Annotated in this window: 13 protein-coding genes; 5 read left to right on the forward strand and 8 right to left on the reverse strand. The window is 74.4% G+C overall.

The window, feature by feature from the left end:
- Positions 1 to 133: 133 nt before the first annotated feature.
- Positions 134 to 2,392: a heavy metal translocating P-type ATPase gene (locus AB0N76_RS24285; protein ID WP_363560216.1), complete on the reverse strand. Its 2,259-nt coding sequence runs from the start codon at positions 2,390 to 2,392 to the stop codon at positions 134 to 136.
- 197 nt (positions 2,393 to 2,589) lie between these two features.
- Here AB0N76_RS24285 and AB0N76_RS24290 point away from each other — a divergent pair, with 197 nt between their 5' ends.
- Entirely contained in the window at positions 2,590 to 2,880 is a 291-nt protein-coding gene (locus AB0N76_RS24290; protein WP_363560218.1) for a metal-sensitive transcriptional regulator, read from the forward strand.
- A gap of 57 nt (positions 2,881 to 2,937) precedes the next feature.
- Entirely contained in the window at positions 2,938 to 3,897 is a 960-nt protein-coding gene (locus AB0N76_RS24295) for a hypothetical protein (protein WP_363560220.1), read from the forward strand.
- A 70-nt stretch (positions 3,898 to 3,967) separates the two neighbouring features.
- On the opposite strand, the gene AB0N76_RS24300 is transcribed toward AB0N76_RS24295, so the two are convergent.
- A complete protein-coding gene (locus tag AB0N76_RS24300; protein ID WP_363560222.1) occupies positions 3,968 to 4,762 on the reverse strand; it encodes a metal-dependent hydrolase in 795 nt (264 codons plus the stop codon).
- Between the two features lie 310 nt (positions 4,763 to 5,072).
- On the opposite strand from AB0N76_RS24300, the gene AB0N76_RS24305 reads away from it, so the two are divergent.
- Complete coding sequence (locus tag AB0N76_RS24305; protein ID WP_363560224.1) at positions 5,073 to 5,678, forward strand: DsbA family protein; 606 nt, start codon at positions 5,073 to 5,075, stop codon at positions 5,676 to 5,678.
- On the opposite strand, the gene AB0N76_RS24310 is transcribed toward AB0N76_RS24305, so the two are convergent.
- Complete coding sequence (locus AB0N76_RS24310; protein ID WP_363560226.1) at positions 5,671 to 6,954, reverse strand: DUF418 domain-containing protein; 1,284 nt, start codon at positions 6,952 to 6,954, stop codon at positions 5,671 to 5,673. The genes AB0N76_RS24305 and AB0N76_RS24310 overlap by 8 nt on opposite strands.
- Positions 6,955 to 7,058: 104 nt before the next feature.
- Here AB0N76_RS24310 and AB0N76_RS24315 point away from each other — a divergent pair, with 104 nt between their 5' ends.
- Positions 7,059 to 7,718, forward strand: a complete 660-nt coding sequence (locus AB0N76_RS24315) for a GNAT family N-acetyltransferase (RefSeq protein ID WP_363560228.1) — start codon at positions 7,059 to 7,061, stop codon at positions 7,716 to 7,718.
- Here AB0N76_RS24315 and AB0N76_RS24320 read toward each other — a convergent pair.
- The 4 genes from AB0N76_RS24320 to AB0N76_RS24335 all read right to left on the reverse strand — a co-directional run bounded on the left by AB0N76_RS24320 (position 7,708) and on the right by AB0N76_RS24335 (position 11,175).
- On the reverse strand, positions 7,708 to 8,352 hold the full coding sequence (locus AB0N76_RS24320; protein ID WP_363560230.1) for a response regulator transcription factor: 645 nt from the start codon (positions 8,350 to 8,352) through the stop codon (positions 7,708 to 7,710). The two genes, AB0N76_RS24315 and AB0N76_RS24320, sit on opposite strands and share 11 nt — an antisense overlap.
- The gene (locus AB0N76_RS24325; protein WP_363560232.1) at positions 8,304 to 9,617 is read right to left on the reverse strand and encodes a histidine kinase; all 1,314 of its coding nucleotides are present in this window, start codon (positions 9,615 to 9,617) and stop codon (positions 8,304 to 8,306) included. Before AB0N76_RS24325 ends, AB0N76_RS24320 begins: the two co-directional genes overlap by 49 nt.
- Before the next feature lies 1 nt (position 9,618).
- Positions 9,619 to 10,452, reverse strand: coding sequence for a type II CAAX endopeptidase family protein (locus tag AB0N76_RS24330; protein ID WP_363560234.1), 834 nt, complete (start codon positions 10,450 to 10,452; stop codon positions 9,619 to 9,621).
- A 171-nt stretch (positions 10,453 to 10,623) separates the two neighbouring features.
- Positions 10,624 to 11,175 carry a hypothetical protein gene (locus tag AB0N76_RS24335; protein ID WP_363560236.1) on the reverse strand — a complete coding sequence of 184 codons (552 nt, stop codon included), beginning with the start codon at positions 11,173 to 11,175 and terminating at the stop codon, positions 10,624 to 10,626.
- Between the two features lie 260 nt (positions 11,176 to 11,435).
- On the opposite strand from AB0N76_RS24335, the gene AB0N76_RS24340 reads away from it, so the two are divergent.
- Complete coding sequence (locus tag AB0N76_RS24340; RefSeq protein WP_363560238.1) at positions 11,436 to 12,974, forward strand: 5'-methylthioadenosine/S-adenosylhomocysteine nucleosidase; 1,539 nt, start codon at positions 11,436 to 11,438, stop codon at positions 12,972 to 12,974.
- On the opposite strand, the gene AB0N76_RS24345 is transcribed toward AB0N76_RS24340, so the two are convergent.
- Positions 12,931 to 13,581 carry a hypothetical protein gene (locus tag AB0N76_RS24345; protein WP_363560240.1) on the reverse strand — a complete coding sequence of 217 codons (651 nt, stop codon included), beginning with the start codon at positions 13,579 to 13,581 and terminating at the stop codon, positions 12,931 to 12,933. The two genes, AB0N76_RS24340 and AB0N76_RS24345, sit on opposite strands and share 44 nt — an antisense overlap.
- Positions 13,582 to 13,824 lie beyond the last annotated feature (243 nt).

Here is a 13,824-nt window from a genome sequence, read left to right on the forward strand (position 1 = left end):
CCGCCGCAGGCTATGCGACCGGGCCGCTGACCTCCGGGAACGCCTCGGCGGTGTCCCCTCATCGGGCCAGTCCGGGAAGCGTCGTGGCCCCGGAACCACGAGGGCTCCGGGGCCACGACGGGCGGACGGCGGGTCAGCGGAAGGTGCGCAGCCGCAGGCTGTTGCCGACCACGAAGACCGACGAGAAGGCCATCGCCGCACCGGCGATCATCGGGTTGAGCAGTCCGGCGGCGGCCAGCGGCAGGGCGGCGACGTTGTAGCCGAAGGCCCAGAACAGGTTGCCCTTGATGGTGGACAGGGTCCGGCGGGAGAGCCGGATCGCGTCGGCGGCCGAGCGCAGGTCGCCCCGGACGAGGGTCAGGTCGGCGGCCTCGATGGCGGCGTCGGTGCCGGTGCCCATCGCCAGGCCGAGGTCGGCCTGGGCGAGCGCGGCGGCGTCGTTGACCCCGTCGCCGACCATCGCGACGACCCGGCCCTCGCCCTGGAGCCGCTTGACCACGTCGACCTTGTCCTGCGGCAGCACCTCGGCGATCACATCCGCGGCCGGGATGCCGACCTCGGCGGCGACCGCCTCGGCGACCAGCCGGTTGTCCCCGGTGAGCAGCACCGGCCGCAGGCCGAGGGCGCGCAGTTCGGCGATGGCGGCGGCGCTGGTGGGCTTGACCGCGTCGGCGACCTCCAGGACGGCCCGGGCGGCGCCGTCCCAGCCGACCGCGACGGCGGTCCGGCCGGCGGCCTCGGCGGCCCGCTTGGCCTCGGCGAGCGCGGCCGGCAGGTGCTGCGACCAGTCGGCGAGCAGCGCCTCCCGGCCGGCGACCACCGCGTGGCCGTCGACGACGCCCTGCACGCCCAGGCCGGGGACGTTCTCGAAGCCCTCGACACCGGGCAGGGTGCCGAACCGCTCGGCGGCGGCGGTGGCGACGGCGGCGGCGATCGGGTGCTCGGAGGCGTGCTCCAGGGCGCCGGCCAGGCGCAGCGCCTCGTCCTCCCGGGTGCCCTCGGCGGTGTGGACGGCGAGCAGGGTCATCCTGCCGGTGGTGACGGTGCCGGTCTTGTCGAGGACGACGGTGTCGACCCGGCGGGTGTTCTCCAGCACCTCGGCGCCCTTGATCAGGACACCCAACTGGGCGCCGCGGCCGGTGCCGACCATCAGCGCGGTCGGGGTGGCCAGGCCGAGGGCACACGGGCAGGCGATGATCAGCACGGCGACGGCGGCGGTGAAGGCGGCGGCCCAGCCCTCGCCGGTGCCGAGCCAGTAGCCGAGGGTCGCCAGGGCGAGGGTGATCACGATCGGCACGAAGACGGCGGAGATCCGGTCGGCGAGCCGCTGGGCGGCGGCCTTGCCGTTCTGGGCGTCCTCGACCAGCCGGGCCATCCGGGCGAGCTGGGTGTCGGCGCCGACCCGGGTGGCGCGGACCACCAGTCGGCCGCCGGCGTTGACGGTGGCGCCGGTGACGGTGTCCCCCACGGCGACCTCGACGGGCACCGACTCGCCGGTGAGCATCGAGGCGTCGACGGCGGAGGCGCCCTCGGTGACCACCCCGTCGGTGGCGATCTTCTCGCCCGGGCGGACCACGAACAGCTCGCCGACGGTCAGTTCGGCGGTCGGGACGCGGACCTCGACGCCGTCGCGCAGCACGGTGACGTCCTTGGCGCCGAGTTCCAGCAGCGCCTTGAGCGCGGCACCCGCGGTGCGCTTGGAGCGGGCCTCGAAGTAGCGGCCGGCCAGGATGAAGGCGGTGACCCCGGCGGCGGCCTCCAGGTAGATGTTGGCGGAGCCGTCGGTGCGGGCGATGGTGAACTCGAAGCCGTGCCGCATGCCGGGCATCCCGGCGTTGCCGAGGAACAGCGCCCAGAGCGACCAGAGGAACGCGGCGCCGGTGCCGAGCGAGACCAGGGTGTCCATGGTCGCGGCGCCGTGCTTGGCGTTGGTCCAGGCGGCCCTGTGGAAGGGCCAGGCGGCGTAGGTGACGACGGGGGCGGCGAGGGTCAGCGAGAGCCACTGCCAGTTGTCGAACTGGAGGGCGGGGACCATCGCCATGGCGATCACCGGGACGGCCAGCACGACGGCGGTGGTCAGGCGCTGCCGCAGCGGGGCGAGTTCGTCGGCGGGGTCGGCCTGCTCCGCGCCGGCGGGCCCGGCGACGGTCTCGGCGGCAGGGGGCCGGGGCACGGCTGCGGTGTAGCCGGTGGCCTCGACGGTGGCGATCAGGTCGGCGACCCCGACCCCGTCCGCCGCGCTCACCCTGGCCTTCTCGGTGGCGTAGTTGACGGTGGCGGTGACGCCGTCCATCCGGTTGAGCTTCTTCTCGATCCGGGCGGCGCACGAGGCGCAGGTCATGCCGCCGATCCGGAGTTCCACCTCGGTGGAGGCGGGGGCCTGGGTGGTCATCTGCTGCTCCTCGTGGTCGTTCGGCGGTCGCTTGTTCGATACCTGGTGGGGGTATCCCTCGGCGATGGGTCCTTTATACCCCTGGGGGGTATGACTGGCAAGCCTTCGAACACCATGCGGCGACTCTTGCTTTCATACCCCCAGGGGGTATCTAATGCAGAGGGTCGAAACCCGGCACGACACTTCCGGAGGCCCCCATGACCGGCATGACCGGCTACCACCACGAGAAGGACCAGCTCCTGCGCCGGCTGCGCCGGGTCGAGGGCCAGGTCCGCGGCATCCAGCGGATGGTCGACGCGGACAGCTACTGCACCGAGGTGCTCACCCAGATCTCGGCCACCACCAAGGCGCTCCAGTCGGTCGCGCTGCGACTGCTCGACGACCACCTCGGCCACTGCGTCCAGGACGCCATCGCCCGGGGCGGCGAGGACGCCGACGCCAAGGTCACCGAGGCCACCCAGGCGATCGCCCGCCTGCTGCGCGCCTGATCCCGTCCCCGACCACGAACCGCGCCGAACCCGCGCCGAACCCGCGAGGAGCCCACCGTGAACACCGCCCTGAAGATCGCCGCCTTCGTCACCGGCGTGACCACCGTCTTCGGCGCCGCGTACGGCGTCGGACAGCTCACCGGCGACGGCGCGCCCGCGACGCGCCCCGCCACGGCGGCGCACGGCGCGCACACCCCGGGGGCAGCGCCGTCCACGACGGCACCCGGCGGCGCCGAGCATCCGCCCGGCGGCCTCCAGATCGCCGACCGCGGCTACACGCTCAGCCTGGAGAACCCCTTCGCCACCGCCGGCACCTCCACCGAGTTGCGGTTCCGGATCCTCGGCGCCGACGGCCGGCCGGTCACCGCGTACGCGACGGCGCACGAGAAGGAGCTGCACCTGATCGTCGCCCCGCGCGACCTCACGACCTTCCGGCACCTGCACCCCGTCCGCGCCGCCGACGGCACCTGGAGCACGACCGTCGACCTGCCCGCCGCCGGGGAGTACCGGGTGTTCGCCGACTTCACCCCGGCCGGCGCCGCCGAGGGCCTCACCCTGGGCGCCGACCTGCACGCCGCCGGCGAACTGCGTCCGGCCCCGCTCCCGCAGACCGGCCGCACCGTCACCGTCGACGGCTACACCGTCACCCTGGACGGCGAGCTCACCCCGGGCCGGGCCGGGCAGCTCAGGCTGACCGTCAACCGCGACGGCCGGCCCGTCACCGACCTCCAGCCGTACCTCGGCGCGGCCGGGCACCTGGTCGCGCTGCGCGCCGGCGACCTCGCCTACCTGCACGTCCACCCCGACGACGTGCCGCCCGCGGGGGCCGCCACGGCCGGCGGGCCGGGCATCACCTTCACCACCACCGCGCCCAGCAGCGGCGAGTACCGGCTCTTCCTGGACTTCAAGCACGAGGACGTCGTGCACACCGCCGCGTTCACCCTCCCGGCGGCCGTCTCGGGAGCCGTCGCCCCGACGACCCCCGCCGACCACGGCGGCGCGGGGCACCAGCACTGAGCCCGGGCATGCGCGAGCCCCGTCCACCGGAGGACCTCCTCCGTCGGACGGGGCTCGGGTGCGTCCGGGCTCAGCCGAAGTAGCCGAGCGCGCCCACCGCGCACAGACCGCCGGCGCCCATGAACACCGGCATCAGCACCTTCAGCTCCACCCAGCTGCCGGCCCGGAACCGCATACCCTTCGGCGGGCCCAGCGGGTACCAGCGCTTGCGGCCGATCGGGATCGGCCACAGCACCGGGCAGCCCGAGACGGTCAGCGCGTCGCCCAGGCAGTGCACCAGCGCGCCGAGCGCGATCGGCAGGCCGATCCACAGGTACTCCTGCCCCGGCTGGTCGAACAGCCAGAGCGAGCCGTTGCCCGGCTTGTCGAGCACCGCGGCCAGCAGCCAGGCGCCGGCCGCGCCGAGCAGCCAGACCAGGACGTCGCTGGAGACCCGGGCGTACCGCCACAGCAGCCCCTCGATCGCCAGCACCATGTGGACGAAGAGCACGCCCAGCACGCCCCAGCGTCCGCCGTACACGGTGACGGCCGAGGCGCCGGCGCCGCACAGCACCGCCCAGACCCAGGTGTGGGTCAGCGTGCGGTGCCCGCCCGAGCGGCGCGGGTCGTGCTTGCTGCGGGTCGCCTTGTACACCGCGTACGAGAGCTTGTCGATCACCTCGCAGAGGACCCGCGAGACCGGGCCGAACGCCCGGGATATCGTCGCGGCCTTGTGGTCGAGGTCGGGTGCGAGCGCGGCACCCGCGCAGATCAGCGTGCCCGCCACCAGCACCGGCCAGGGCATCGGCTGCCCCATGCCCGCCGCGATCGCTCCCGCTCCCAACCACGCCGCCGCGCCCGACAGCGCGTGCGCCGGTCCCATCATGTCCTTGGCTCCCGCCCTCGTCCCGTACCGCCCGTCGCGAGGGCTTCGCGCGGGCCTGACGGGGCGGCAGCTTAGTCGCCCATGATCACCGCGCGCGGGCCCTCCCCGTTCACCCGGACGGCGGTATCCGGCCGCCCGCCCCGAGCGGGCCGCCGGGCGACCGGCCGTGACGTGCCGTCACCCGTTCGGAGGAATCCGCTCATCAGGCGCGGCCCGGGCGCGTCGCGGGCGGGCGGGGTGGAAGTGGCCCAGGGAAACGGCTGAGAACCGGACCTGTCCGGCGGTCCGCCCGGTCCGTAGCGTCATCCGGGTGACCAACACCGTGGACTTCTACTTCGACCCCGTCTGCCCGTTCGCCTGGATCACCTCCCGCTGGATCCTGGAGGTCGAGCGGCACCGCGAGCTCGACCTGACCTTCCGGGTGATGAGCCTGTTCGTCCTCAACGAGGGCCGCGAGGGCCTGCCCGAGCGCTACCAGCGGCTCCTCAGCACCGGCTGGGGCCCGGTCCGGGTCTGCGTCGCCGCCGCCGAACAGCACGGCGTCCAGGTGCTGCGCGACCTCTACACCGCGCTCGGCACCCGGCTGCACGTCGAGGACCGGGAGGTCGACGACAAGCTCCTCCGGGAGGCGCTGGCCGAGGCCGGCCTGCCGGAGGAGCTCGCGGAAGCCGCGCACACCACCGACTGGGACGAGGCGCTGCGGCGCAGTCACCACGCGGGCATGGACCCGGTCGGCGAGGAGGTCGGCACCCCGACGATCCATGTCGACGGCGCCGCGTTCTTCGGGCCGGTGCTCAACGCGATCCCGCGCGGGGAGGAGGCCGTCCGGGTCTTCGACGGCGTCCGGCTGCTGGCCGGGAACCCGGCCTTCTTCGAGCTCAAGCGCACCCGCACGGGATCGCTCGACTTCAGCTGAGGGTCTTCGTCCGGGATTTGGCCTCGGACGCCCCGCCGGTCGCCGCGTCCACCGCGGCGGCCGGCCCCGTCGTCCCGGCGGCCGGTGCGCGCCAGCGCGGCCGGGACAGCGTGGTCACCGCGCGCAGCAGCCACTCCACCGGCCCGTACGGGTGGCGGGCCAGCCACCAGCGGCAGCACACCGCCTGCACCGCGAACAACGCGATCGCGATCAGCGCCACCCCGGGCGGCGCGACCCGCCCGACCAGCCCGGCGCCGACCCCGGTGAAGACCAGCACGCAGACCAGCGACTGGGTCAGGTAGTTGGTCAGCGTCATCCGCCCGGGCGGCGCCAGCACCGCGACCAGCCGCCGCCCGTGCCGCCCCCGCGCGATCCGCAGCACCGTCGCCGCGTAGGCGGCCGCCAGCAGCGGCGCGGTGATCACGTCCACCCCGAGCGCGAACACCTGGTAGGCGAGGCCCGGGTGTTCGGCCGCCGAGTAGGTGTAGACGCCCGCACCGAGCAGCCCGAGCGGGAAGCCCCAGGCCTGGAGCCGGCGCAGCGTGCGGTCGTGCCGGCCCAGGTCGGTCATCGCCCGGTGCCGGCCGGCCGCCAGCCCGAGCAGGAACGCCGCCAGTGCCGCCGGGGCCTGGAAGAAGACCAGCAGGAACACCACGTTCGGCAGCTGGTCGAGGTGTGCCCCGATCACCGAGCCGAACCCGCCGCGCAGCGCCTCGGTGGCCCGCTGGGCGTCGGCCGCGGTGGCCGCCGGGTCGCCGCCGTCCGCGCCGCGCAGGGCGAGCGCGAGCAGCAGGTAGGCGGTGGAGGTGACGACGAACAGGACCACCGCCGTCCGCACCGCGGTCCTCGGCCGGATCCGGTGCACGGCGAGCAGGATCAGGCCGAGGACGGCGTAGGTGGTGAGGATGTCGCCGGGGAACAGCAGCACGGCGTGGCACACCCCGAGCGTGAACAGGCCGGCCAGCCGCCGCAGGAAGCGCGGGGTGAAGCGGGCGCCGCGCCGTTCGGCGGAGTCGAGCTGCAGGGTGAAGCTGTAGCCGAAGAGGAACGAGAACAGCAGGAAGAACTTGGCCTCGAAGAGCAGCGCCACCAGCAACCGGACGCCGGTGTCGAGCGGCGAGCCGAAGCCCGGCTCCTCGACGCCGGTGCCGTGGTAGGCCGAGGCCAGGTAGGTGATGTTGACGGTCAGGATGCCGAACAGCGCGAAGCCGCGCAGCGCGTCGACGTCGGCCAGTCGCTGCGGACCGGCGGTGGACGTGACTCTGGTCTGCCCCATGGAATCCCCTCCAGAACTATCGCCATGGAAACGCTCGTACCGAGCATGAACGTTATATGCTCGATAGCGCAAACCCGACGAGATTCGACGAGAGGGGATCCGTCATGGGAATCGACTGTGCGCCGACGCTGCTCCGCGCCGTCCCGGCCGGCGCCGAACCGCAGGTGGCGGCGCTCTACTGGGAGGCCTTCGGCCGCAAGCTCGGCCCGGCCCTCAACCCGCCCGAGGCCGGCCGGTCCTTCATCGCCGAGCACCTCAACCACGACCGCGGCATCGTCGCCGTGCACGGCGGCCACATCGTCGGCGTGGCCGGCTACCAGCTCGGCGGCCACGGCCTGACCGGCGGCGACCTCGGCGACGTCCTCGCCGCGTACGGCCTCTTCCGCAGCCTGCCCCGGCTCGCCGTCCTCGCGCTCTTCAAGCGCACCCCGGAACCGGGCGAGCTGGTCATGGACGGCATCGCCGTGGACGCCCGGCGGCGCGGCCTGGGCATCGGGGGCCTGCTGCTCACCGAGGTCGCGGCGGTGGCGGCGGAACACGGCTGCCACCGGGTCCGGCTCGACGTCATCGACGTCAACCCGCGCGCCCGGGCCCTCTACGAACGCCACGGCTTCCGCGCCGCCCGCACCGAGCCGACCCCGTACCTGCGCACCCTCCTCGGCTTCGGCGCCGTCACCACCATGTACCGCCCGGTCCCGGCGGCGGACGGCCGGGACGGCGGGGAGGGCGGGGACGGCGGGGAGGGCGGCGGGATCAGCGCTTGAGGTAGGCCAGCACCGCCAGGACCCGGCGGTTGTCGTCGGCCGACGCCTCGATCCGCAGCTTGCCGAAGATGCTCGCGGTGTGCTTGGCGACGGCGCTCTCGCTGACGTGCAGGGCGGTCATGATCGCCGCGTTGGAGCGGCCCTCGGCCATCAGCCGCAGCACCTCGTGCTCGCGCGGCGTCAGGGCGGCCGTGTTCCCCCGGGCGTCGCTGCGGGCCAGCAGCCGGGTGATGACCTGCGGGTCCATCACCGTGCCGCCGCCCGCCACCGTCCGCACCGCGTCCACGAACTGGGCGGTGTGGGTGACGCGGTCCTTCAGCAGGTAGCCGACCGCGCCCTGCCCGTCGGCCAGCAGCTCCTGCGCGTAGAGCTGGTCGACGTACTGGGAGAGGATCAGCACCGGCAGGCCGGGCCGCTCCCGGCGGGCCGTCAGCGCGGCCTGGAGTCCCTCGTCGGTGAAGGTCGGCGGCAGCCGGATGTCGACCACCGCGACGTCCGGCTCCCGCTCGCGGAGCGCGCGCAGCAGCTCCGGGCCGTTGTCCACGGCGGCGAGCACCTCGCAGCCGTGCTCCCGCAGGGTGCGGATCAGGCCGTCCCGGAGCAGGAAGAGGTCTTCGGCGAGGACGACGCGCACGGTATCTCCAGGGTCGCTGTGGTCGGGCCGCCCGGCGGGCTGTGCAGGACGAGGGTTCCGTCGACGGTACTCAGCCGGCGCACCACACCGCGCAGCCCGCTGCCCCCGTCCGGGCTCGCTCCGCCGCGGCCGTCGTCCTCGACGGCCACCCGCAGGATCCCGTCGGCGTGGGTGAGCCGGATCGTCACCTCGCGGGCGTCTGCGTGCTTGGCCGCGTTGGCGAGCAGTTCGGCGACCGCGAAGTAGCCGGCGGCCTCCACCGGCGCCGGGAACCGCCCCGGCAGCTCGGCCGTCACCCGCACGTCGAGGAAGCAGTCCAGGGCGAGCGAGCGGACGGCGTCGCCGAGGCCCCGGTCGGTGAGGATCGGCGGGTGGACGCCGTGGACCAGGTCGCGCAGGTCCTGGAGCGCCCGCGCCGAGGTGGCCCGCACCTCCAACAGCAGGGCGCGGGCGGTGGGCGGATCGGTGTCCAGCAGCCGGGTCGCCTCGTCCAGGGTCATGCCCAGGGCGACCAGCCGGGCCTGCGCCCCGTCGTGCAGGTCCCGTTCGATCCGGCGCAGTTCGGCCGCCTGCGTGTCCAGCACCTCGGCGCGGGTGTCCGTCAGGTGCTCGATCCGGCGCACCAGTTCGGTGCTGTGCGGCGCGGCGAGCGTCCGGTCGCTCCACCTGGCGTGCAGCCGCAGCACCGGATCAGCCAGCCGCAGGCCGACGGCGATGAAGGCCAGGCCGAGCGCGGCGGCGGCGAGCATCGTGCCGGTGGACTCGACCGGGACGAAGGCGTACCAGTTGTCGGGGCCCAGCAGCCGCCAGACGAACGGCTGGACCAGCACACCGAACAGCCCGAAGTCGGCGAACACGAGCGGCGCCGTGACCAGCAGGCTGCCCACCCACGGCTCCAGCCACGCCCACCTGAGGTCGCGCCAGAAGCCCTCGTCGCCGACGATCCGGCCGGCCGCCGCCGTTTCCCCTTCCGCCGGCAGTGGCTCGGGCGGGCTGATCGGGGTGCCCGTCCAGCGGGTGGCCCAGCCGCGGTACCGGTCGGACCAGTGGCGCAGCCTCGCCGCCGCGCCGGGCAGCAGCCGCCGGCCGGCCCCGAGCGGGATCAGCAGCAGCACACCCACCACCAGCCAGCCGACCAGCGTCACCGCGACGGCGGCCAGCGACAGCAGGTGGCAGCGGCCGAGCGCCAGCGCGGCCGCCGCCACCCTGGTCGTCTTCATCTCCGCCGCCGCCCCCGCCGCCATGCCCGCCCGTCGTTCCGTCACCTCAGCGCGCCCCGTGCCGCACCGCCGGGATCCTATCCGGCGCGACCGACACCGCCGGCCGGGCGTCCCGGCGGGCCCGCGACCGGGTGGCACCCCACACCCACGGCACCGCCGCCAGCAGGCACGCGCCGCCGAACAGCAGCATCGGCGGCACCGCGCCGTCCTCCTCGTCCATCGCCAGCAGCAGCCCCAGGTTGACCAGGGTGTGGAAGCCGCCCGCGAGCAGCAGCCGACCGGAGCGCATGCCGTCCAGCCCGAGCCCGAGGATCACCGACATCGCCACCGTCGCGAGCAGGAACCCGGCCGCGTACGCCGGCCGCTGCGCGAACACCTGCACGTGCCACGCCCCCCAGAGCAGGCCCACCGCGACCGAGGCGGTGAGCGGCCCGAACCGGGTCCGCAGCAGCGGCTGCAGGTAGCACCGCCAGCCGATCTCCTCGCCGCACGCGCCGACCAGTTGCGCCACCGCGATCAGCCCGAACGGGTGCGCCAGGGAGCGCGGGTCGGTCAGCCGCGCGTCGCCGCTCAGCAGCGCGTACCCGCCGACGGCCGACCCGACGATCAGCGGCGCGGTGAGCAGCAGCCGCCGGCCGGGGCCCGCCCAGGCGGTGTCCGCCCGGGCCTGCCAGGCACCGGCCAGCCGCTCGCCGATCCGCCCCGGCCACAGCAGCGCCACCGCCAGCACGCCGAGGGCCGGACCGAACTGCGTCAGCTGGACGACCTCAGCCGGAATCCCCGTCCCCGGCTGCACCACCCCCAGCCCACCCGCCGCCAGGAACGCCACGGCCAGGAACACCCCCGCCTCCGCCTTCCACCCCACCTGTCGTCCCGACATGCCGCCCGCCTCCGAATCACTCGCTCAGGTACTCCTGTCAGCAATGACTCTCCCGACTCCCGGCCCCCCGGCCACTGCGTCCAGCTACCCGACCGGGGTGCACCTACCTGCACCCCCGGGGCCCCCGGTGCCCCGGGCGAGGCCGACCGACGCCGCCCGGGCCCGACGGGCTCACCGAATCCGGTACGTGGCCGCCTCGGGCAGACGGGCCTTCCGCAGACGCCCCCGGAGGGCCGGCCACCAGGTGGTGTCCTCGGCCGTGAGCAGAACGCACAGCCGTTCCGGGGCCCGCAGGACCGGGTCCGTCAGGAGACGGCACCTGAGGTCGGTCGACCAGGCCTCGTCCTCGGGCACGGTCACCAGGAAGGAGCCGGTCCGGCCGGGTGGGACCGACGGTGCCGCGCCGTCCCGGCCGAGCTCCGCGACGGCCACGGTCCAACCCACCGCCGCCGAGTCCCGGGCGAACCGGTCCACCAGCGACCGCCGGGTCTCCCGGGCGCCGCCATGCAGCAGCATGACGGCCGGTTCGTGGCGCACAACACCATCGCGCCATGCGGCGAGGACTGCCGTTACCGCGTCCCCGGAGGCGGCGGCCACGGCCGGCCACGGAGGCGCGGAGAGCGGGAAGGGACGAAGCCGGTACGGCGGCGTCCTGCCCTCGATCGTCATCGAACCGTGCACCACGGCGACGACCCGACCGCCGCGCTCCACCGTGACCTCCATCCGGCTTCCACCCGCCGGGTCCGTATCGCCGGGAGGCCTCGCCCCACCCTGCTCCTCCGGTCCCATCAGCACCACCTCACACAGGAGTTCGGCTTGGATCGAGCCGCACGGACGGTGCCCCGGATTCCGGTCCGGATGGCCTACCGTAGTACCACCAGACCACAGCCGCCCCGGAGCGGGCGGCCACCACTTCACGCCGGCAGTGCGGTCACATCCGGCCGGGAGATTCGGGGCACCAGGTGAGCGGGCAGAGTTCGGACGTGCCGACCGTCGTCGTACTGACGGCACTCAACCTCGAACTCCGGGCGGTCGGCAGGCTCCTGACGGACACCAAGGAGTTCATCCACCGCTCCGGCACGATCTTCCAGGTCGGCACCGTCCCGGGTGGCCGGTGCAAGGTCGCGCTGGGCCTCGCCGGCGAGGGCAACCTCGCGGCGGCCGTGGTCACCGGACATGCCCAGGAACTCTTCGACCCGGCGGCCCTGCTGTTCGTGGGCGTCGCCGGCGCGCTCAAGCCCGAACTACGGCTCGGGGACGTCGTCGTCGCCACCAAGGTGCACGCCTATCAGGGCGGCAAGATCGAGGCCGACGGAACGTTCTCGGCCCGCCCCAACACCTTCACCGCCTCACACCTGCTCGCCCAACGGGCGAACCACGTGGCCGTGTCGGACAACTGGGCGAAAGCCCTGCCGGCCGCCCCGAACCGGGTGCCCGAGGTGTTCTTCAAACCGGTGGCGGCCGGGGACGTGGTGCTCAACTCCACGACCTCGCCGCTGGCCCAGCAGCTGCGGCACCACTACAACGACGCGGCCGCCATCGAGATGGAGAGCGCCGGCGCCGCGCACGCAGGCCACGTCAGCGGGCTGCCGACCCTCACCATCCGGGGGATCAGCGACCACGCGGACGGCGACAAGCAACTCGCCGACGCCGACGGCTCCCAGCAGCGCGCGGCGGCGCACGCCGCGGCGTTCGCGATGGCACTCGTCGCGGAGCTGGTCTTCCCCGACCGCCCCCGCCCGACGTCCTCGGGCCCGATGGCCGCCGAGCCGACGGCCGCGCCGGCCGCGGGCCCGATCATGAACGTCCACGCGGCGTCCGGCGGCTCGGCGTTCGCGGTCCAGCAGGGCACCATGACCGTCAACGATTCCCGCCCCGCTCCGGAGCCCCGGTGGCGCACGGCACCGGTGGCGCTGACGGCTCCCGGTCTCGCGCAGATCCTGGGCCGCACCGGACCCTCGGTGGAGCTCGTCGAGCTCCACCTCCTCCCGGTCCCCGCTCCGGAACCCGTCGAATTCAGAAGGCTGGAGGACCTGCCGGGCGAGCTCCTCGTTCACGCCCTCACCGACCGGCTCTTCCCCGACCAGCCCGTCCGCACCTCGGTCATCGCCGAGACCGCCCTGGTCGAGACCCTGGACCGGCGCCCGTACGGCATCGCCGTCGACCGGGCCGGCCGACGCAGCGCCTGGGCCCCGCTACCGCACGACCAGCTCGGCGCCGTGGTGGACCCCGACCACCTGCGGGTGACGTTCGAGCGGATGCTGACAGCACTCGCCACGGTCGACCTGCCTCGCCCGCAGCGCGTGGTGCCCGTCGTCGGAGTCGAGCGCACGCTGATGGTCTCGGAGGGCCAGGTCGGCGACCTTCCCCGCCGGAGCGCACGGGTGGCCATGCGCGACACACCGCTCTTCACCCCCGGGACGGAGTCCGTCGGCTTCGAGGTGCTGGCCGAGGACCCCGTCGGACTCGCGAGCGAGCTCACCGCCCGCCTGCTGCACCTCTTCCGCCACCGGCCGCACTGAGCGGATCAGACCGCCGCCGACGCCGCGGGGCCGCTCCTTCCAGCGTCCCCACGCCCCGCACCTCGCCGCCCCGGCGCAGGTCCGCGTACAGCGCGATCTGCCAGGCGAGCACGGCCACCGCCAGCAGTTCCACCGCGGACAGCACCCCGAGCGCCACCTGCACCTCGGCCACCGACCAGTACACGACCACCGCCGCGAGCGGCGCCCCGCAGAAGGTGAGCAGGTCGACCCCCAGCTGCAACCACTTGCGCGAGACCCGGTGCGGGTCGCTGCGGTGGGCCGTCTCCCATCCGAACACCGCCGTCTCCCCGGCCCCGACCAACACACCCAGGGCAGGGGCCAGTTCACCGCGCACATAGCGACCGATGGCGGAGATCTTCTCGTCGTTCACCAGGTACGTCCAGCCGAGCAGCAGGGACGTCGGCGGCAGGAGCAGCAGGAGACCCGGCCCCGCCTGCACCGCCACGGCGATGACCCCGGCCATCGAGGCCAGCGTCGCGTAGAGCAGGTTGTCGCGAAACCCGATCCGGGCGCGCTGCTCGTCCTTGATCCGCTCGTACTCCAGGGTGAGCAATCGTCCGGTGGACACGTCCTCGGCATCCGACATGACGCTCCTTCGCCTGGCCCGAGGGCTCGTCCGCCCGCGGCGCCCTCCCCCGGCCGCCCCCGGCCGGAGCAACCCTCCGGGCAGCCTTCCCAGCCCGACCGGCGGGTATTCGCCGGCCCACCGGTGCCGACGTCCGGCATCGCGCACGGGTGTGTCCCACTTCGGTAACTCTCGCTTCCCGCCCGGCCGGTCGCTGCCACGATGGCCGCACCCGCCGGGCCGGAGGCCCCGGGTCCGGGTGGC

Source organism: Kitasatospora sp. NPDC093806 (genome assembly GCF_040683335.1).
Lineage (GTDB): Bacteria > Actinomycetota > Actinomycetes > Streptomycetales > Streptomycetaceae > Kitasatospora.